The sequence below is a fragment of the Luteimonas sp. Soil_N_1 genome (assembly GCF_057656255.1).
Window position 1 is genome coordinate 2,176,800 of sequence record NZ_JBDGKS010000001.1, and the last position, 18,267, is coordinate 2,195,066.

At 66.5% G+C, this 18,267-nt stretch carries 16 protein-coding genes; 7 read left to right on the top strand and 9 right to left on the bottom strand.

The annotated features are described in order from the left end of the window. Positions 1-1,155, top strand: coding sequence for a phospholipase A (locus AC3A4E_RS10050; protein ID WP_487631340.1), 1,155 nt, complete (start codon positions 1-3; stop codon positions 1,153-1,155). 36 nt (positions 1,156-1,191) lie between these two features. Here AC3A4E_RS10050 and AC3A4E_RS10055 read toward each other — a convergent pair whose 3' ends face one another. Continuing rightward, positions 1,192-1,827 carry a glutathione S-transferase family protein gene (locus AC3A4E_RS10055; protein ID WP_487631341.1) on the bottom strand — a complete coding sequence of 212 codons (636 nt, stop codon included), beginning with the start codon at positions 1,825-1,827 and terminating at the stop codon, positions 1,192-1,194. A 61-nt stretch (positions 1,828-1,888) separates the two neighbouring features. Further along, positions 1,889-3,406, bottom strand: coding sequence for a fumarate hydratase (locus AC3A4E_RS10060; RefSeq protein WP_487632047.1), 1,518 nt, complete (start codon positions 3,404-3,406; stop codon positions 1,889-1,891). A gap of 147 nt (positions 3,407-3,553) precedes the next feature. Between AC3A4E_RS10060 and AC3A4E_RS10065 the strand changes: the two genes are divergently transcribed. The 4 genes from AC3A4E_RS10065 to AC3A4E_RS10080 all read left to right on the top strand — a co-directional run bounded on the left by AC3A4E_RS10065 (position 3,554) and on the right by AC3A4E_RS10080 (position 8,869). Then, positions 3,554-4,198: a trimeric intracellular cation channel family protein gene (locus AC3A4E_RS10065; protein WP_487631342.1), complete on the top strand. Its 645-nt coding sequence runs from the start codon at positions 3,554-3,556 to the stop codon at positions 4,196-4,198. Between the two features lie 42 nt (positions 4,199-4,240). Continuing rightward, on the top strand, positions 4,241-6,115 hold the full coding sequence (locus AC3A4E_RS10070) for an ABC transporter ATP-binding protein (RefSeq protein WP_487631343.1): 1,875 nt from the start codon (positions 4,241-4,243) through the stop codon (positions 6,113-6,115). Positions 6,116-6,263: 148 nt separating this feature from the next. Continuing rightward, positions 6,264-7,940 carry an ABC1 kinase family protein gene (locus AC3A4E_RS10075; RefSeq protein WP_487631344.1) on the top strand — a complete coding sequence of 559 codons (1,677 nt, stop codon included), beginning with the start codon at positions 6,264-6,266 and terminating at the stop codon, positions 7,938-7,940. A 134-nt stretch (positions 7,941-8,074) separates the two neighbouring features. Further along, positions 8,075-8,869, top strand: a complete 795-nt coding sequence (locus AC3A4E_RS10080; RefSeq protein ID WP_487631345.1) for a ferredoxin--NADP reductase — start codon at positions 8,075-8,077, stop codon at positions 8,867-8,869. A 117-nt stretch (positions 8,870-8,986) separates the two neighbouring features. Here the strand turns inward: AC3A4E_RS10080 and AC3A4E_RS10085 are convergent, their stop codons facing one another. Further along, positions 8,987-9,469, bottom strand: a complete 483-nt coding sequence (locus AC3A4E_RS10085; RefSeq protein ID WP_487631346.1) for a glutathione peroxidase — start codon at positions 9,467-9,469, stop codon at positions 8,987-8,989. 200 nt (positions 9,470-9,669) lie between these two features. Between AC3A4E_RS10085 and AC3A4E_RS10090 the strand changes: the two genes are divergently transcribed. After that, positions 9,670-11,865, top strand: coding sequence for a M3 family metallopeptidase (locus AC3A4E_RS10090; RefSeq protein ID WP_487632048.1), 2,196 nt, complete (start codon positions 9,670-9,672; stop codon positions 11,863-11,865). Between the two features lie 95 nt (positions 11,866-11,960). Next, positions 11,961-12,809 carry an NAD-dependent protein deacetylase gene (locus AC3A4E_RS10095; RefSeq protein WP_487631347.1) on the top strand — a complete coding sequence of 283 codons (849 nt, stop codon included), beginning with the start codon at positions 11,961-11,963 and terminating at the stop codon, positions 12,807-12,809. Positions 12,810-12,816: 7 nt separating this feature from the next. Here AC3A4E_RS10095 and AC3A4E_RS10100 read toward each other — a convergent pair whose 3' ends face one another. The 6 genes from AC3A4E_RS10100 to AC3A4E_RS10125 form a co-directional block, all read right to left on the bottom strand. Beyond that, complete coding sequence (locus tag AC3A4E_RS10100; RefSeq protein ID WP_487631348.1) at positions 12,817-13,650, bottom strand: RsiV family protein; 834 nt, start codon at positions 13,648-13,650, stop codon at positions 12,817-12,819. A 142-nt stretch (positions 13,651-13,792) separates the two neighbouring features. Continuing rightward, positions 13,793-14,002, bottom strand: a complete 210-nt coding sequence (locus tag AC3A4E_RS10105) for a cold-shock protein (protein ID WP_487631349.1) — start codon at positions 14,000-14,002, stop codon at positions 13,793-13,795. 242 nt (positions 14,003-14,244) lie between these two features. Beyond that, positions 14,245-14,571, bottom strand: a complete 327-nt coding sequence (locus AC3A4E_RS10110; protein WP_487631350.1) for a GNAT family N-acetyltransferase — start codon at positions 14,569-14,571, stop codon at positions 14,245-14,247. A 181-nt stretch (positions 14,572-14,752) separates the two neighbouring features. Next, complete coding sequence (locus tag AC3A4E_RS10115; RefSeq protein ID WP_487631351.1) at positions 14,753-15,775, bottom strand: hypothetical protein; 1,023 nt, start codon at positions 15,773-15,775, stop codon at positions 14,753-14,755. An 85-nt stretch (positions 15,776-15,860) separates the two neighbouring features. Beyond that, positions 15,861-16,475 carry a rhomboid family intramembrane serine protease gene (locus tag AC3A4E_RS10120; protein WP_487631352.1) on the bottom strand — a complete coding sequence of 205 codons (615 nt, stop codon included), beginning with the start codon at positions 16,473-16,475 and terminating at the stop codon, positions 15,861-15,863. Between the two features lie 15 nt (positions 16,476-16,490). Then, positions 16,491-18,110, bottom strand: a complete 1,620-nt coding sequence (locus AC3A4E_RS10125; RefSeq protein WP_487631353.1) for a POT-type proton-dependent oligopeptide transporter — start codon at positions 18,108-18,110, stop codon at positions 16,491-16,493. Positions 18,111-18,267: the final 157 nt, after the last annotated feature.

The window sequence follows — 18,267 nt, forward strand, 5'->3', positions numbered from 1 at the left end:
ATGCGACCCGCTTATCTCCTTCCTGCCGCTCTGGCCGCAGCCACGGGCCTTGCCCACGCGCAGACGCCCGAGGTGCCGACCGCCGCGCCGAATGCGCCCGCGACCATGGAAGCCTGCGTCGCGCTCGAGCAGGACGCCCAGCGTCTGGCCTGCTTCGACTCGATGACCGGCCGCGGCGCGCGCACGCCGCAGCAGGCCGACACCGAGGCTGCCGTGGCGCGCGAGCTGCGCAGCAACCCCGCGGTGCGTGCCGACGCGCTGGCCGAAGGCACCGCCTCGCGCAGCCTGTATGCCCACGATGGCGGCGACCGGCTGACTGATGCGATCGCCAATGCCGGCCAGGGTTCGCTGCTCGACAGCCGCTGGGAACTGGCCAAGGATTCCAAGCTCGGTATCTTCAATTTGCGGGCCTACAAGCCGGTCTATCTGCTGCCGGCGTTCTGGACCTCGGACGTCAACCAGACGCCGTCCTCGCCCAACCCCGACAACACGGTCACCACGTCGCAGGGCCTCGACAGCCTGGAAGCGAAGTTCCAGCTGAGCTTCAAGACCAAGGCGGTGGAGAACCTGTTCGGCACCAATGGCGACATCTGGATGGGCTACACCCAGAGCTCGCGCTGGCAGGTCTACAACACCGAGGAATCGCGCCCGTTCCGCGAGACCAACTACGAACCCGAAGTGCTGATGGTGTTCCGCAACGGTTACAGCCTGCCCGGCGGCTGGCACGGCCGCATGGCCGCGATCGGCGTCAACCACCAGTCCAACGGCCGCGGCGATCCGCTGTCGCGCAGCTGGAACCGGGTGATGTTCAACTTCGGTTTCGACCGCGAGGACTGGGCGCTGGTCGTGCGCCCGTGGGTGCGCATCTCGGACGGCAGCGAGGACGACAATCCGGACATCGAGGACTACATTGGGCGTGGCGACATGACCCTGACCCACGTCCGCGGTGGTCACGTGTACACGCTGATGGGCCGGCACACGCTGCGCGGCGGCGAGCGTTCGCGCGGCGCGCTGCAGTTCGACTGGGGCTTCCCGATCCACCGCAATTTCCGTGGCCACCTGCAGGTGTTCAACGGCTACGGCGAAAGCCTGATCGACTACAACCACAAGGCCACCTACGTCGGCCTGGGCATCTCGCTACTCGACTGGTTCTGAGTCCGACGGCGCGTCGCGGCGGGGCCGCGGCGCGCGTCAGGTCCAGTCGGTAAGGCCTTCGCGCCGGTAGACCTCGGCAAACGATGGACGCGTCTTCATCAGGCGCGCATGCACTGCGAGCGCAGGCCAGTCGTCGCTGGGTCGCGGCATCGCACGCGACCAGCGCATCAGCATCGTCAGCACGAAATCGGCCGCCGACACCGCATCGCCGAGCAGGTACGGCCCCTGCGCATCGAGGTGGTCGGCAATCTGCTGCCAGGCGGCCTCGATCTGGATGCGCGCGCGGTCCTTGACCGCGTCCGCGTGTGCCTCACCGGCGGGTTCATGCGGATAGAACCAGGCACGGTAGGCCGGCATCAGCGTGTACACGCAGATGCACATCCAGCGGTAGTAATCGCCCCGCGCAGGCGCGCCGGGCGGCGGCGCCAAGCCGGTCTCCGGATACAGGTCGGCAAGATGCATCGCGATCGCGGCCGACTCGGTCAGCACCTGACCGTCGATCACGAGCGTCGGCACACGGCCGGCAGGATTGAGCGCCAGATAGGCGGCCGACTTCTGCGCCTGCACCGCGAAATCCAGCTGATGCAGTTCGTGTTCGATCTCCAGCTCGATCAGCAGCCAGTGGACCACCAGCGACGCGGTGCTCGGGGCACCGTAGAGCACGACGGACATGACGACCTCCGGTCTGGAGCTGGAATGCACCGCCGGCGATGTGGCCGGCGGTGCGCGTGGATCAGGCGATCTCGACTACCGGAATCCCGCCGATGCGCGCCTTCCACTCTTTTGGACCGGTCTCGTGCACCGAGGTGCCGGCCGAATCGACGGCGACGGTCACCGGCATGTCCTGCACTTCGAACTCGTAGATCGCTTCCATGCCGAGGTCTTCGAACGCGAGCACCTTTGCCGCCTTGATCGCCTTCGACACCAGATACGCCGAGCCGCCGACCGCCATCAGATACACCGACTGGTGCTTCTTGATCGCCTCGATCGCGGTGGGCCCGCGCTCGGCCTTGCCGACCATGCCCAGCAGGCCGGTCTGTTCGAGGATCTGGTCGGTGAACTTGTCCATGCGCGTCGCGGTGGTCGGGCCCGCGGGGCCGACGACTTCGTCGCGCACCGGATCGACGGGGCCGACGTAATAGATGAAGCGGCCCTTGAGATCGACCGGCAGCGTCTCGCCGCGGTCGAGCATCTCGACCATGCGCTTGTGCGCGGCGTCGCGGCCGGTCAGCAGCTTGCCGTTGAGCAGCAGCACCTCGCCCGGCTTGAAGGTCGTGACCTCTTCCGGGGTGATCGTGTCGAGATCGACGCGGCGCGCGCCGGTCGGGTTGTAGGTCAGCTCAGGCCAGTCGGCCAGCGACGGCGGATCGAGCATCACCGGGCCGCTGCCATCGAGCGTGAAATGTGCGTGGCGCGTGGCCGCGCAGTTCGGGATCAGCGCGACCGGCAGATTCGCCGCGTGGGTCGGGAAATCCTTGACCTTGATGTCGAGCACCGTGGTCAGGCCACCCAGGCCCTGCGCGCCGATGCCGAGCGCATTGACCTTGTCATAGAGCTCAAGACGCAGTTCTTCGGCGCGGTTCGACGCGCCACGGGCCTGCAGCTCGACGATGTCGATCGGCTCCATCAGCGCTTCCTTGGCCAGCAGCATCGCCTTCTCGGCAGTGCCGCCGATGCCGATGCCGAGCATGCCCGGCGGGCACCAGCCGGCGCCCATCGTCGGCACGGTCTTGAGCACCCAGTCGACGATCGAGTCGGAGGGATTGAGCATTGCGAACTTCGACTTCGCTTCCGAACCGCCGCCCTTGGCCGCGACGATCACGTCAACTTTGTTGCCCGGCACGATCTTGACGTTGACCACGCCCGGCGTGTTGTCCCTGGTGTTGATGCGCTTGCCGGCGGGATCGGCCAGCACCGAGGCGCGCAGCTTGTTGTCCGGATGGTTGTACGCGCGGCGCACGCCCTCGTGGACCATGTCCTCGACGCCCATCGTCGCGTCATCCCAGCGCACCGACATGCCCACTTCGAGGAACACGGTGACGATGCCGGTGTCCTGGCAGATAGGCCGGTGGCCCTCGGCGCACATGCGCGAATTGATCAGGATCTGCGCGATCGCGTCCTTCGCTGCCGGCGACGCCTCGCGCTCGTAGGCGGCGGCGAGGTTCTTGATGTAGTCGACCGGATGGTAGTAGCTGATGTACTGCAGGGCGTCGGCGACGGACTGGATGAAGTCGTCCTGGCGGATCGACACGGGGGTCGACGACACGAAAGAAGCGGAATGGCTGGCGGTCACGGCTGGCTCGAAGGCTGGCGGAAAACCCGCCCATTCTAGGCCATCGGCCCGCCTGCGGCCCCGTCCGGGGCTGCAGGCCTGGCGCGCGCCGCGCACACTAGGCGGATGGACATCCTCGTACTCGTGCTGGATCTGGTCGGCACCTTCGTCTTCGCCCTCAGTGGCGCGATGCTCGGCGTACGCCGCCGGCTGGACCTGTTCGGCGTGCTGGTGCTGGCCTTCGCCGCCGCAACCGCCGGCGGCATGACCCGCGACGTGCTGATCGGCGCGACGCCGGTCGCCGCGCTGAGCGACTGGCGCTATCCGGCGATCACGCTCGCCGCCGGCCTGATCACTTTCGTCTGGGCGCCGCTGATCGAGCGGCTGCAGCAACCGGTGCGCATGTTCGACGCGATGGGGCTGGCGCTGTTCGCCGTCGTCGGCGCGCAGAAGGCGCTCGATTTCGGCATCGCCCCGCCGATGGCCGCCGCGCTGGGCATGTTGACCGGCATCGGCGGCGGCATCGCCCGCGACGTGCTGATGGCGCAGGTGCCGCTGGTGCTGCGCGCCGAACTCTATGCGGTTGCGGCGCTGGCCGGCGCGGCCGTAGTCGCCGTCGGACACTGGCTGCACTGGCCGCCCGCGCCCTGCGCGATCGCGGGCGCCCTGCTGTGTTTCGGCCTGCGGATGATGGCGTTGCGCTTCGGCTGGCAGCTGCCGGTCGCGCTGCAGTCTGGCGGCGAAGGCGAACCGCCCGACGCGATGCGCTGACCGTCGCAGCGGCCTGCCCCGCACGCGCATACGATATCGCCCATGTCGACACCCTCCCCCAGGCGCGCCGCCGCGAGCGCGCAACGCCCCAGCCTGCGCGAACGCTTCGACGCGATGCGCAATCTGCGGCCGTTCCTGAAACTGATCTGGCAGACCAGCCCCGGCCTGACGCTGACCAGCCTCGGCCTGCGCCTGATCCGCGCGTTCCTGCCGGTGGTGATGCTCTACATCGGCAAGCTGATCATCGACGAGGCGATCCGCCTGGTCGGCGCGGGCGTGGCCTTCGACGATCTCGCTACCGCCTGGCACGGCGGCGCGCTGGACCATCTGGCGTGGCTGCTCGCGCTGGAGTTCGCCCTGGCGATCAGCTCCGATCTGCTCGGCCGCATGGTCAGCTACGCAGACAATCTGCTGTCGGAGCTGTTCACCAATGCGACCAGCGTGCGCCTGATGGAACACGCGGCGACGCTCGATCTCGAGGATTTCGAAGACCCCGAACTGCAGGACAAGCTCGACCGCGCACGTCGGCAGACGATGGGCCGCATGAACCTGATGGGCCAGCTGTTCGGCCAGGTGCAGGACGCGATCACGGTGGTGAGTTTCGCGATCGGCCTGATGGTCTACGCGCCGTGGCTGATCCTGCTTCTGGCGATCGCGCTGATCCCGGCCTTCATCGGCGAATCGCACTTCAACGCGCTCGGCTACACGCTCAACTTCCAGTGGACGCCCGAGCGCCGCCAGCTGGAATACGTGCGCCAGACCGGCGCCAGTCTGGAGACCGCCAAAGAGGTCAAGATCTTCGGCCTGCACCGTTTCCTGATCGACCGCTACCGCACGCTCGCCGATGGCTTTTTCCTGGCCAACCGCTCGCTGGCGCGGCGGCGCGCGATCTGGGGCACGCTGCTGGCTGCGCTCGGCACGCTGGGTTACTACGTCGCCTACGCCTACATCGCCTGGCGCACGGTGCGCGGCGATTTCACGATCGGCGACCTGACCTTTCTGGCCGGCAGCTTCCGCCGCCTGCGCCAGTTGCTGGAAAGCCTGCTGGTCGGTTTCTCGCAGGTCGCCGGGCAGGCGTTGTATCTCGACGACCTGTTCTCGTTCTTCGCGATCGAGCCGGAGATCACGTCGCCTGCCGATCCAGTGCCGTTTCCGCAGCCGATCCGCGAAGGTTTCGTGTTCGAGAACGTCGGCTTCCGCTACCCGGGCGCCGAGCGTTGGGCAGTGCGGCATCTCGATTTCACACTGCAGGCTGGCGAAGTGCTGGCACTGGTCGGTGAGAACGGCGCGGGCAAGACCACGCTGGTCAAACTCCTGGCGCGTCTCTACGACCCCGACGAGGGCCGGATCCTGCTCGACGGGCGCGATCTGCGCGACTACGACCTCGACGCGCTGCGCGCGAACACCGGCGTGATCTTCCAGGACTTCGTGCGCTACCACCTGACCGCCGGCGAGAACATCGGCGTCGGGCGCATCGAGGCGATGGGCGACGACGCGCGCATCCAGGACGCAGCACGCCGCTCGATGGCCGACGAGCTCATCGCCGGCTTGCCGGGTGGCTATGACCAGCTGATCGGCCGGCGTTTCAAGACCGGCGTCGATCTGTCGGGCGGCCAGTGGCAGAAGATCGCAATCGCCCGCGCCTACATGCGCGAGGCGCAGGTGATGATCCTCGACGAGCCCACTGCCGCGCTGGATGCGCGCAGCGAGTTCGAAGTGTTCCGCCGCTTCAAGGAACTGTCGGAAGACCGCACCGCCGTGCTGATCTCGCACCGTTTCTCCAGCGTGCGCATGGCCGACCGGATCCTCGTGCTCGAACAGGGCCGCATCGAAGCCAGCGGCACGCATGCCGAGCTGATGCTGCAGGGCGGGCGCTATGCGGAGCTGTTCGAATTGCAGGCGGCCGGGTACCGCTGAGGGCGTATCCGTGGGAGCGTGCTCACGCGCGATGGGGTACTGCCCCGAGCGCCCTTCGCGCGCGAGCGCACTGCGACAGTCGCCGCAGCCGTGAGTGGGCGTTGACGGCCGCTTGCGTACGCTGCAGGTGACCAATGGAGTGCACCGAATGACCGATACCAGCCGCGCGCTTGCGCGTCACGCGCAGATCCTGCGATTCCTGATGAAGTATCGCAGCGCGGGGGTGTTGTCGGGTTTCGAGTTCGATCCGTCCACGGCGGACGCAGCGCCCGAGGGCGAACCGGGCAAGCCCGAAGCCTTCGTCGACGATCTCGAAGCATTGGGACCGACCTTCATCAAGATCGGCCAGGCGCTGTCGACACGGCCTGACATGGTGCCGCCGGCCTATCTCGCCGCGCTGGAACGCATGCAGGACGATGTGGCGCCCCTGCCTTTCGAGGTCATCCACGAGGCGGTCGAAGACGCACTGGGCGTGCGCATCAGCAAGATATTCGAAAGCTTCGACGAGAAGCCGATCGGCGCCGCCTCGCTGGCGCAGGTGCACCGTGCGACCCTGCGCGACGGCCGCAAGGTCGCGGTGAAGGTGCAGCGTCCCGGCATCACCGAACAGATCCGCGACGATCTCGACACCCTCGCCCGCCTCGCAGGCGGCGTGGACCGCGTTACGGAAGTCGGACGCCGAATCCGCTTCGCCGACTGGGTGCACGAGTTCCGCCGCACGCTGCTGGCCGAACTCGACTACCGCGTGGAAGCGGAGAACCTCGACCGCTTCGACGCGCATTTCGTCGCCTATCCCGCGCTGTTCGTGCCCAAGCCGATCTGGGATCTGACCCGCGCCCGGGTGCTGACGATGGAACTCGTCGAAGGCACCAAGGTCACCGACATCACCGGCCTGCAGCGCACCGAGCGCGACATGGCGCCGCTGGCGACCGAACTGCTGCACGGCTATCTCGACCAGGTGTTCGTGCACGGTGAGATCCACGCCGATCCGCATCCGGGCAATCTGCTGTTCACCCGCGACGGGCGCCTGGCGCTGCTCGATCTGGGCATGGTCGCGCACGTGCCGCCCCGCACGCGCGAACGCCTGCTGAAACTGCTGTTCGCGGCCGTCGACGGCCGCGGCGAACAGGTCGCGGCAGAAGGCATTGCGATGGGCACGCGGCTGGAGGATTTCGACGAGGCGCGCTACTACCGCGATGTCGGCCAGCTGGTCGCGCGTTATGCCGCGCAGTCCGGCGCGACGGGTCAGACCGAAGGCCGGCTGATGCTCGACCTCGTGCGGTTGGCGACGTCATGCGGCCTGCGCACGGCGCCGGAGATGAGCCTGCTCGGCAAGACGCTGCTGCATCTCGAATCGGTGGTGCAGGCACTCGATCCCGATCTCAACATGAAGCGCGTCGTCGAGGACCACCTCAACAACATGATGCGCCAGCGCCTGCGCAAGTCACTGTCGCCGGCCAATCTCGCCAGCGAACTGATGGACATGCAGGAGCTGGTGCGCGACGCGCCGCGCAAGGTGTCGAACGTGCTCTCGCTGCTGTCGGAGAACCGCCTGCGCGTGCGGCTGACCGGGCTCGAGGAATCGCACCTGCTCGAGAGCCTGCACAAGATCGCCAACCGCATCGCGGCCGGCATCGTCACCGCGGCGCTGATTCTGGCCTCGGCGATGATGATGGACAACCCCGGCGGGCCGCGCCTGTTCGGCTATCCGGCGATCGCGCTGCTGCTGTTCCTGACCGGCGCCGGGCTCGGCATCGCGATCGTGCTCAGCGCGTTGCTCGGCGACAAGCGCGCCAAACCCAACGAGGAACGCGGGCCGAACTAGGCCCGCCTGGCGGCTAGCACCTGCGCGCGCGGCGCAGGTGGAACGGCGTGTCCGGCGCCACCCGCATGCTCAAAATGAGAACCGGTCTCATCGCTGGTATCATGCCCGGCTTTCCCGCGTCGCTTCTTCCGCATATGTCAGCCGCCTTTGGCACCGAAACGGTGTTGGACGTCCGTCACTGGACGGACGCCTACTTCAGCTTCACCACCACCCGCGACGATGGCTTTCGCTTCGAGAACGGCCAGTTCGTGATGATCGGACTGGAGACCGAGGGCAAGCCAATCCTGCGCGCGTATTCGATCGCCAGCGCGAACTGGGAAGAGCAGCTGGAGTTCTTCAGCATCAAGGTTGACAACGGCCCGCTGACCTCGCGCCTGCAGCACATCAAACCAGGCGACCAGGTGCTGATTGGCCGCAAGCCGACCGGCACGCTGCTGATCCACGATCTGCATCCGGGCCGGAACCTGTATCTGCTGGGCACCGGCACCGGCTTTGCGCCGTGGCTGTCGGTCATCAAGGATCCCGAGACCTACGAGCGCTTCGACAAGGTCATCGTGACTCACGGTGTGCGCACCCCGCAGGATCTGGCCTACCGCGACTACATCGTCAACGAACTGCCGCACCACGAGTTCCTCGGTGAGCAGATGGCGAAGCAATTGCTCTACTACCCGGCGGTGACCCGCGAGGACTTCGACTTCAACGGTCGCAGCCACCGTGGCCGTCTGACCGAACTGCTCGACAGCGGTCGCATGGCCGGCGATCTCGGCCTGCCGCCGCTCGACGCCGAACACGACCGCGCGATGATCTGCGGCAGCCCGCAGATGCTGGCCGATTTCCGCCAGCTGCTCGACGCCCGCGGCTTCGAAGCCGCCCCGCGCATCGGCACGCCGGGCCAGTACGTCTTCGAGCGCGCATTCGTCGAGAAGTAGTCCGACGCGGGCGATTCGATCCCGCTCCCCTTCGGAAGCAGGTTTTGAGCGATGCGGCAGCGACCGGTGAGCGGTGAGCGGTGACGCGTTCATCGTCGCGCTGCCGCTCGGTATACCTCACCCCAACGCTGCCTCGATCGGCTTGCGCAGACTCTCCGGCTTGGCCGACGGCGCGAACCGGTCGATGACCTGCCCGTCACGCCCCACCAGGAACTTGGTGAAATTCCACTTGATCGCACGCGTGCCCAGCACGCCGCGCTTCTGCGCCTGCAGCCAGGTCCACAGCGGATGCGCGTCCGCGCCGTTGACGTCGATCTTGGCGGACATCGGGAAGTCGACCGCGTAGTTGAGCGCGCAGAAATCCCGGATGTCGGCCGCCGCGCCCGGTTCCTGATGTCCGAACTGGTCGCAGGGAAAGCCCAGCACCACCAGTCCCCGGTCGCGGTAGTCGCGCCACAGCTGCTGCAGACCGGTGTACTGCGGGGTGAATCCGCATTTCGAGGCGACATTGACGATCAGCAACACGCGGTCGGCGTAATCGGACAGCGGCTGGGGCGAACCGTCGAGGCTGGTGGCCTGGAAATCGAACGCGCTGGTCATCGCGGCTCCGGCTTGGAATACGGATCTGCAGTCTGACCGAGCATCCCGCAACACGCGATACATGCCTTCGCAATCCGTCCCGGGTTCCGCATGCAAGTGCCTGTCCGGGCGCGGAATTCCGCGTCCGGATGTCCGGTATGAGCCACGTCCACACCCGATCGGCTAGCCTAGTGGGTCATGTCACCGGGAGAATCCCCTTGCTGAAGCACCCGCTCGCCGTCGCCTTGTGCGCGGCCCTCGCCGTGTCCGCCCTGCCCGTTTTCGCGCAGTCCACCGGCACCGCCACCGCCACGCCCGCCGCGAGCGCCCAGCGCCCCGCCGACAATCCGCTGTTCGTCGAGAGCACGCTCGATCTGCGCTATCCGCACTTCGACCAGATCCAGGACGCGCACTTCGGCCCCGCTTTCGATGCGGGCATGGCCGAGAACCTGCGTGAGATCGAGGCGATCGCCGGCAATCCGGACGCCCCGACCTTCGAGAACACGATCATCGCGCTGGAGAAGTCCGGTGAAATCCTGTCACGCGCCCGCGTGATCTTCAGCAGCCTCAACGGCACCGACACCAACGACGCCCGCAAGAAGATCGACGCGGACTACGCGCCGAAGTTTGCCGCGCACCGCGATGCGGTCATGCTCAACCCCGCCCTGTTCGCCCGCGTCGATACGCTGTTCAAGAACGTCGACTCGCTGGACCTCGACGCCGAAGGCAAGCGCCTCGTCGAGCGTTACCACACGATGTTCGTCCGCGCCGGTGCCAACCTGACCGAAGCGCAGAAGGAAGAGATGCGCCGCATCAACGCCGAGTCGGCAAAACTCGGCACCACCTTCAGCCAGAACGTGCTCAACGAGGTCAATGATTCGGCGGTCGTGGTCGACACGCTCGAGGAACTCGACGGCCTGTCCGAGGCGCAGATCGCGGCGGCGTCTGCCGAAGCCACCACGCGCGGCCTGGAAGGCAAGTACGTCATCACCCTGCTCAACACCACCGGCCAGCCGGTGCTGCCGCAGGTCAACGACCGTGGGCTGCGCGAACGCATCCACAAGGCCTCGGTGAACCGCGGCAGCCGTGGCAACCAGTACGACAACACGACGGTCATCTCCGACATCCTCAAGCTGCGCGCCGAGCGCGCCAACCTGATGGGCTACCCGAACCAGGCGACCTTCATCCTCGAGGATTCGACCGCCGGCACCGTGGAAGCCGTCAACGGCATGCTCGGCCAGCTCGCGCCGGCAGCGGTGGCGAATGCCAAGCTCGAAGCCGCCGAACTGCAGGCGATGATCGATCGCGAGCAGGCCGCCAAGGGCGAGCCGAGCTTCCAGCTCGAGGCCTGGGACTGGGCGTACTACTCGGAGAAGGTGCGCCAGGACAAGTACAGCTTCGACGACGCGCAGATCAAGCCGTACTTCGAGATGAAGAACGTGCTGGAGAACGGCGTGTTCTTCGCCGCGAACCAGTTCTACGGCATCACGCTCAAGGAGCGGACCGACCTGCCCAAGTACCACCCCGACACCTGGACCTACGACGTGTTCGACGAGGACGGTTCGCAGATCGCGATCTTCATCTTCGACCCCTACGCGCGTGCGTCGAAGCGTGGCGGCGCGTGGATGAACTCCTATGTGTCGCAGTCGGAGCTGGACGGCACGCTGACCGTCACCGCCAACCACCAGAACATCCCCAAGCCGCAGGCCGGCCAGCCGACGCTGCTGACCTGGGACGAAGTGACGACGATGTTCCACGAGTTCGGCCACTCGCTGCACGGCATGTTCTCGGACGTGAAGTACCCGTTCTTCAGCGGCACCAGCGTGCCGCGTGACTTCGTGGAATTCCCGTCGCAGGTCAACGAGATGTGGGCCGACTGGCCGACGATCCTCGCCAACTATGCGAAGCACTACCAGACCGGCGCGGCGATGCCGGCCGAACTGATCGAACGCGTGCAGGCAGCTGCGAAGTTCAACCAGGGATTCGCGACCACCGAGTATCTGGGTGCTGCGATGCTCGACCAGTACCTCCACCAGCTCCCCGCCGACCAGCTGCCGGCAGGCCCCGAGGTCATGGCTACCGAAGCTGCCGCGCTGCAGGCGGCCGGCCTCGACTACGCGCCGGTGCCGCCGCGTTACCGCACCCCGTATTTCAGCCACATCAATGGCGGCTATGCGGCCGGCTACTACGCCTACATCTGGTCGGAAGTCCTCGACGCGAACACGGTGCAGTGGATCGAGCAGAACGGGGGCCTGACCCGCGCCAATGGCGACCGTCTGCGCAGCACCCTGCTCTCGCGTGGCGGCAGCAAGGATGCCAAGCAGCTGTTCCTCGACTTCACCGGGGCGGAGCCGCAGATCGAGCCATTGCTGATCAAGCGCGGCCTGGCGCCGGATCCGGGCGAAGCGGCGAACTGATCGCCCGCGTCACCAGGTGATCCGAAACGCCCGGCCTTGCGCCGGGCGTTTTTGTGACGGGACCGCGTGAGCACTGCGCGCGGTAGCATGACCGGATGTCCGCCCTCGCCCCCGTCAGCACCGATGCCAGCCAACGCCTTGGCGACTGGCTCCGGCCCTTCCGTCGGGTGTTCGTGCTCACCGGTGCCGGCATCAGCACCGGATCGGGGATTCCCGACTACCGCGACGCCAGCGGTGCGTGGAAGCGCCCGGCGCCGGTGACCTGGCAGGCGTTCACCGGCGATCCGGCGGTCTACCGGCGCTACTGGGCCCGCAGCTTCGTCGGCTGGCCGAAGTTCTCGCATGCGCTTCCGAACCGCGCACACCGCGCACTCGCGGTGCTCGAACGCGAAGGCCCGGTCGCCACGGTACTGACCCAGAACGTCGACGGGCTGCACCAGGCCGCAGGCAGCCGTCTGGTCATCGACCTGCACGGCCGGCTCGACCAGACCCTCTGCCTGTCGTGCGGCGCACTGACGCCGCGTGACTCGCTGCAGCCGCGACTGGAGGCCGACAATCCGGGATGGCATCCCGGTGCGGCGGCGATGGCCCCCGATGGCGACGCGGACATCGACCCGGGCGCCGAACTGGCGTTCGTGCCACCGCACTGCCTGCGCTGCGGCGGTCTGATGAAGCCCGACGTGGTGTTCTTCGGTGAGAACGTCCCCAAGGCCCGGGTCCAGGCTGCGCAGGCGGCGCTGCAGGCGAGCGACGCGATGCTCGTCATCGGCTCGTCGCTGATGGTCTATTCCGGCTTCCGCTTCACCCGGACGGCAGCCGATGCGGGCCTGCCGCTCGCAATCCTCAACGGCGGCACCACCCGCGCCGACGCGCTCGCGGACCTGCGGCTCGATGCGGAGATCGGAGCGACGCTGGACACGCTGGTCACCGGCTGGAGCGGCTGAGCGGCTCTCAGGTGCGCACGAAGAGGTCGCGGTACTCCGCAGCCACATGCGGCAGCAGCACCTGCACGGGCACCTCGACGGTCTGGATTCCGTCGGAATACGGTCCGACCTGGTACGGCGGGAATACGAACCGCAGGCCCGACAACTTGCCGCCTGCGCCGCCGATCGGCTCGAACTGCTGGTAGTTGGCGACGTCCGGCCCCGACCCCTCGTCGATCATCCGGCCGGCCGAGCGCATGAGTCTGCTGCGCTCGTCGGGCTCGACCTCATCGGCGTCGAGCCGCTGGGACAGCGCCGCATGCAGCTGCTCGCGGACGTAGGCGGAAATGGCCTTCCAGTCACCCTCGTCACCGATCAGCGCCTCGGCGGTCAACAGCTTCTGCTCACGGACCAGCCAGACGAAGCGTTCGATCAGCGGATTGTCGTGCGCCCCACCGGTATAGGTGCTGCCGTCGGCGGCGATCGCGAGCATGTCCGGCGTATCGAGCAGCGTGCTGAAATTCAGCGACAGGTCGTACATCGTGCCCGGCTGCACCACGGCACCGTCGCCCACCGCCTCCATCAGCTCCCCACGCGCGGCCTGCGCGTAGCGGTGCAGTTCGGCGGCCAATCCGGGGTACCGGTTGGCTTCCGGCGGATAACTGATGCCGATGATGAACTTGGGATCCATCTCGACGACGTCCTCGAGCTCGGACGGCGTTTCTTCCAGAGGCTGCACGTCTTCGGCCGCAGGCGTCGTGGCAACCGGAACCTGCGCGTCGGCCGGCACATCGCGTTGGCACGCGGTCAGCGCCAGCGCGAGCAGCGGCAGGCAATACAGAGACCGGATCGGTGCGGACATCGTCGCTCCAGAGAACGTGGCAAAAACGAAAAACTAATGGGAGGACCGTGCGATCGCCGTGATGGCACCGGATCACGGACCCCAGATGCAAAAAGCCCCGGACGTTTCCGTCCGGGGCCAGGTATTACAGTTGCAGCTCGACTCAGTCGGGCTGAACTTCGTCAGCCTGCAGGCCCTTCTGGCCCTGGACGACCTTGAAGGTCACCTTCTGGCCTTCCTGCAGCGACTTGAAGCCGGTGCCCTGGATCGAACGGAAGTGGACGAACAGGTCCTGGCCGCTTTCCGGGGTGATGAAGCCGAAGCCCTTGGCATCGTTGAACCACTTGACGGTACCGCTCTGACGATCGCTCATTGTGTTACTCCTTGAAGCAGTTTAAATGGGAACACGACATCCGCTGACGCTTGGGTCCGGATGTCGCGACTGTCGAGCAAGGGGTAACGCGAAAGCGATGGAGCGGATCGTCCCGACCGGCGAACCGGGCGTTCAACTTGGATCTACCGCATCGGAGCCACGATGTACCGTGATCCCGCCTTGAACAGTCCGCGCACGATACCGCAATTACCGAAGAAAAGGTGAATGGGCGGAATGGCGCACTAGTCGCTGGCATGCCCGTCAGTCCCCTTGTGCCGTGAGGCGATGTGCCGGCTCGCGAAGTCGCACTCGGAATGGAGTTCCAGACCACTGGCCGACGCGTAGGCGACGGCTGCGTCCACGAGCGCGCCGCCAAGGCCACGGCCGCCCAGCGCCGGCGGCACGATGGTGTGCAGGATCGTCAGACGACCCTGTGCTTCCCGATATTCGAGGTGGGCGGTCTTCCCGTCGAGCGTGATCTCGAACAGGTGGCTGGCCCGCGTATGGACGATGTCTGGCGATGTCATTTCAGAGTTTCCTGACAACAGAATCGGATTCCAGTTGCCCATCCAGCGCAGGCTGCGGCACCGCGCTTGGATAGGCCTGACGCACCAGGAAAGGCACGCGACGGTGTCGAGGCTTGCCGCACGCCTGCAAGACCGAGCGTATGTCGCTGCAGCATCACCCGAGTCGTGGACGCCGCATTACGGGCACGCGTCGGCCTACAGCCGGTGCGCGCCCGCGACGCCATCAGCCCTCGCCGCCCTGGTGGTCACGCTTGCGCTGGTTGCGACGGTCACGCGTACTGATGCTGCCGTTGATCGGCGCCTGCCGGGTTTCGGCCTCGTGCAACGCCAGCGCCTTCGAGCGCGCCTGCGGCGACTGGTAGCCGGGCGCGTCGACGGCAGCGCTCTCGGTACCGAGTGTTTCCCAGGGCTTGCTGGCTTTCGCTTCCGCCTCGTGCTGTGCGAGCAGCTTGCGCGTGTTCTCCAGCGCCTGTTCCGGCGTGATGCCCCGCTTGCCACGGCCGGCCGCTTTCTTTCCGGCCTTGGCCGCAGGCGCCTTGACCTGGGTGGCCTTCGCGGCACTGCGACGGGCAGGCTTGGCTGTGGCATCCGGCTTGGTTGCCGGCTTTCGGGCGGTCTTCTTCGCAGCCGCCGTCCTGGCGACCGGCTTTTTCGCAGCCTGTGTCGATGCTGCGGACGGCTTCGCCGCCTTCGTGGTTTTCTTTGTCGCCTTCGCGGTCTTCTTCGCAGCCTTCGGGGTGCTGTTGGCCGCGGCCGCAGATGGTGGAGCCTTCTTCGCGGCTACCTTCTTTGCCGGCTTCGATGTCTTTGCGGCCTTCGCAGTCTTCGTCACCGCCGTCTTTGACTTCGTGGTCTTGCCGGCCGCCTTTGCGGCCTTGGCCGGCGCACGCTTCGACGCAGCGGTCTTCGCGGTCTTTGTCTTCGCGGATGCCTTCGCGGCCTTGGCCGCATCGCGCTGTCGGGTTTCGAGTCGCGACAGGATGTCGGCCAGCAGTTCGGCCTTCTCGCCGGTGCGTGCATTGGCCAGGCCCGTGCGGCCCGACTTGCTGCCGCTGGTCTTGCGCGATGCCAGACGCTGACGCTTCTCGAGATCACGCGCGCGATCGCGCGCCGTGCGTGCACGCGACACCAGTTGGGTCAGGCGCGCGTCGCTGTGATCGCGGAGGGCATTCGCACGACTGTCGTCGTAGAGGCCCATTTCCGTCTTGTTGAGCAGGGCGGTGGCTTTCGCTCGCGTAACTGCCATGAGTCGCACTCCGTTGTTGGACGTGCGGCCAGAATTATCACGCGTTACATGCAGATGCGGTGAGCAGTCATCGTGAAACGCGTTGTCAGAACGAAGGCGACATCAGGCGATCGAGGAACGCGCCGATGATCCGCGGCTCCATGATCACGGTGAACAGGATGCCGTAGCCGGCGCCCCACAGATGCGCGCTGTGATTGATGTTGTCGCCGCCGCGCTTGTCCATCCAGATGCTGTAGCCGATGTAGCAGACGCCGAACACGATGGCCGGCATCGGAATGAAAAGCACCAGCAGCAGCTGCCAGGGATTGATCAGGATCGATGCGAACAGCACGGCGGACACAGCGCCGGATGCGCCGAGACTGCGGTAGTTCGGATCATGCCGGTGACGCAGATACGTCGGCAGGATCGCGACCAGGATCGCCGACAGGTAGAACAGCAGGAAGCCGACCGGACCGATGTAGGGACCGAACGCGCGCTCGATGCCGGCACCGAAAAAGAACAGCGTGATCATGTTGAAGAGCAGGTGCTGCCAGTCGGCGTGGATGAAGCCGTGTCCGATCAGCCGGTCGTACTGCTTGTGTCGATCGATGGCCGGCGGCCAGAGGATCAAGCGGCCGAGCAGCTGCGGCTTTTCGAATGCCTGCCACGACACCAGTACGGTCACGGCGATCAGGAAAAGGGTGACGGGTCCAAAGTTCATCGAAAGTCCTCCGCGTCAGGCGACGCGGTAGTTGTCCTGCATGGGATAGCGGCGCGCGTAGAGACCGAACGCCAGGGCCGCGACGAAAGCGAACGCCGCGAAGAAGAACATCAGGAAGGCGTTCTCGCTCATGCCGGTCGAGGCGATGTACGCCGTGACCGCCTCGTTGCGTACACCCGCGTTGGTCAGCAGCACCCACAGGCTGCCGAAGGTGCTGGTGAGATACCAGAGCGCCATGATCACGCCCTTCATCGCCTGCGGCGCCTGGCTGTAGGCGAACTCCAGCGCGGTCGCCGATACCAGAACTTCCCCGAAGGTCAGCAGCAGATACGGCACCGACTGCCACGCGAGCGAGACCTCCTGGCCGCCGTCGAGCCACAGCTGCAGGCCACCGGCGACGATCCACGAGGTGCCGGAGATCGCGATGCCCCAGCCCATGCGCCGCAGCGCGGTCGGTTCGAACCCCATGCGACGCAGCGCCGGGTACAGCACCAGGTTGTTGAAGGGGATCAGCAGCATCACCAGCAACGGATTGAGCGCCTGCATCTGCGCCGCGTCCTGGATCAGCCAGCTGGGCCACCACGCCGACGCGTGTGGAATCACCATCTCGCGGCCCTGGATGATCCAGGTCGAGGCCTTCTGGTCGAACAACGACCAGAACGGAGTCACCAGTGCGAACACGATGAGGATGCGCAGCACCGCGCGTACGCCGTCGACGGCCGCGTCAGGATGCAGACCACGCGCACGCTCGAGCTGCATCGACGCGCCCCAGCCGCCCAGCGCGATGATCACGCCCAGCGCCAGACACGCGGTGATCACGAAACCGAAATGGGTCGGCCACCACGACAGCGACACCGTCGCCGACAGCAGCCACAGCAGCAGCATGACGACGGCCGACACCACGCCGACCATGGCCACGGCGAAACCCGGCCGCCATTCGCCCGCACGCCGCGTGCGCAGCGCGGTCTTGACCACTTCGAAGAACGCGTGCGGATCGCGGCGCGTCGGCGGCACGTTGACATATTCCTTGCGGCCCAGCCAGAACACGAAGGTCGCGATGAACATCAGGATGCCCGGGATGCCGAACGCGACGGCGGGCCCGTAATGACGCAGGAACAGCGGCGCCAGCAGTGAAGCGAAGAACGAACCGAAGTTGATGATCCAGTAGAAGGCGTCGAAGACCACCTTCGCCTTGCTCTTGTTGGTCTGGTCGAACTGATCCCCGCAGAACGAGACCACCAGTGGTTTGATGCCGCCCGAACCCAGCGCGATCAGGAACAGACCGGTGTAGAACCCGGTCGCATTGTTCTCGAAGGCGGCCAGACACGCGTGGCCGGCGCAGTAGATCAGCGAGAACCAGAGGATGGTGTGGTACTTGCCGAAGAAGCGGTCGGCCAGCCACCCGCCGAGCAGCGGGAAGAAGTACACGCCGATGACGAAGGTATGGAAGATGTCCTTCGCCGCCGCGTCCCGGTCTGCGCCCTGCGGCAGATAGCCCAGCAGCACCGAACTGATCAGGAACGGCACCAGGATGTTGCGCATGCCGTAGAAGCTGAAGCGCTCGCAGGCTTCGTTGCCGATGATGTAGCCGATCTGGCGGGGCATCGGCCCACTGGTGGTCTGCGCGGTCGTCATCGGCGTGTCGAGGGGGCTGGAAGCCGCACAGATTACCCGATCAGGATGCGTCTCCAGCGGGTTTGCGCGCATGTCCGGAGCGCGTCGGCACATGCCACCGATTCGCCGTCCAGCCCTTCTGCTTGGGCGCGCCGGGGGCACGCGGCATCATGGGCGA

Bases quoted from the DNA above. Each gene is read 5' to 3' on its own strand.
- AC3A4E_RS10050 (WP_487631340.1), top strand. From the start codon at position 1: ATGCGACCCGCTTATCTCCTTCCTGCCGCTCTGGCCGCAGCCACGGGC.
- AC3A4E_RS10055 (WP_487631341.1), bottom strand. From the start codon at position 1,827: ATGTCCGTCGTGCTCTACGGTGCCCCGAGCACCGCGTCGCTGGTGGTC.
- AC3A4E_RS10065 (WP_487631342.1), top strand. From the start codon at position 3,554: ATGGACATCCTCGTACTCGTGCTGGATCTGGTCGGCACCTTCGTCTTC.
- AC3A4E_RS10070 (WP_487631343.1), top strand. From the start codon at position 4,241: ATGTCGACACCCTCCCCCAGGCGCGCCGCCGCGAGCGCGCAACGCCCC.
- AC3A4E_RS10075 (WP_487631344.1), top strand. From the start codon at position 6,264: ATGACCGATACCAGCCGCGCGCTTGCGCGTCACGCGCAGATCCTGCGA.
- AC3A4E_RS10080 (WP_487631345.1), top strand. From the start codon at position 8,075: ATGTCAGCCGCCTTTGGCACCGAAACGGTGTTGGACGTCCGTCACTGG.
- AC3A4E_RS10085 (WP_487631346.1), bottom strand. From the start codon at position 9,469: ATGACCAGCGCGTTCGATTTCCAGGCCACCAGCCTCGACGGTTCGCCC.
- AC3A4E_RS10095 (WP_487631347.1), top strand. From the start codon at position 11,961: ATGTCCGCCCTCGCCCCCGTCAGCACCGATGCCAGCCAACGCCTTGGC.
- AC3A4E_RS10100 (WP_487631348.1), bottom strand. From the start codon at position 13,650: ATGTCCGCACCGATCCGGTCTCTGTATTGCCTGCCGCTGCTCGCGCTG.
- AC3A4E_RS10105 (WP_487631349.1), bottom strand. From the start codon at position 14,002: ATGAGCGATCGTCAGAGCGGTACCGTCAAGTGGTTCAACGATGCCAAG.
- AC3A4E_RS10110 (WP_487631350.1), bottom strand. From the start codon at position 14,571: ATGGGCAACTGGAATCCGATTCTGTTGTCAGGAAACTCTGAAATGACA.
- AC3A4E_RS10115 (WP_487631351.1), bottom strand. From the start codon at position 15,775: ATGGCAGTTACGCGAGCGAAAGCCACCGCCCTGCTCAACAAGACGGAA.
- AC3A4E_RS10120 (WP_487631352.1), bottom strand. From the start codon at position 16,475: ATGAACTTTGGACCCGTCACCCTTTTCCTGATCGCCGTGACCGTACTG.
- AC3A4E_RS10125 (WP_487631353.1), bottom strand. From the start codon at position 18,110: ATGACGACCGCGCAGACCACCAGTGGGCCGATGCCCCGCCAGATCGGC.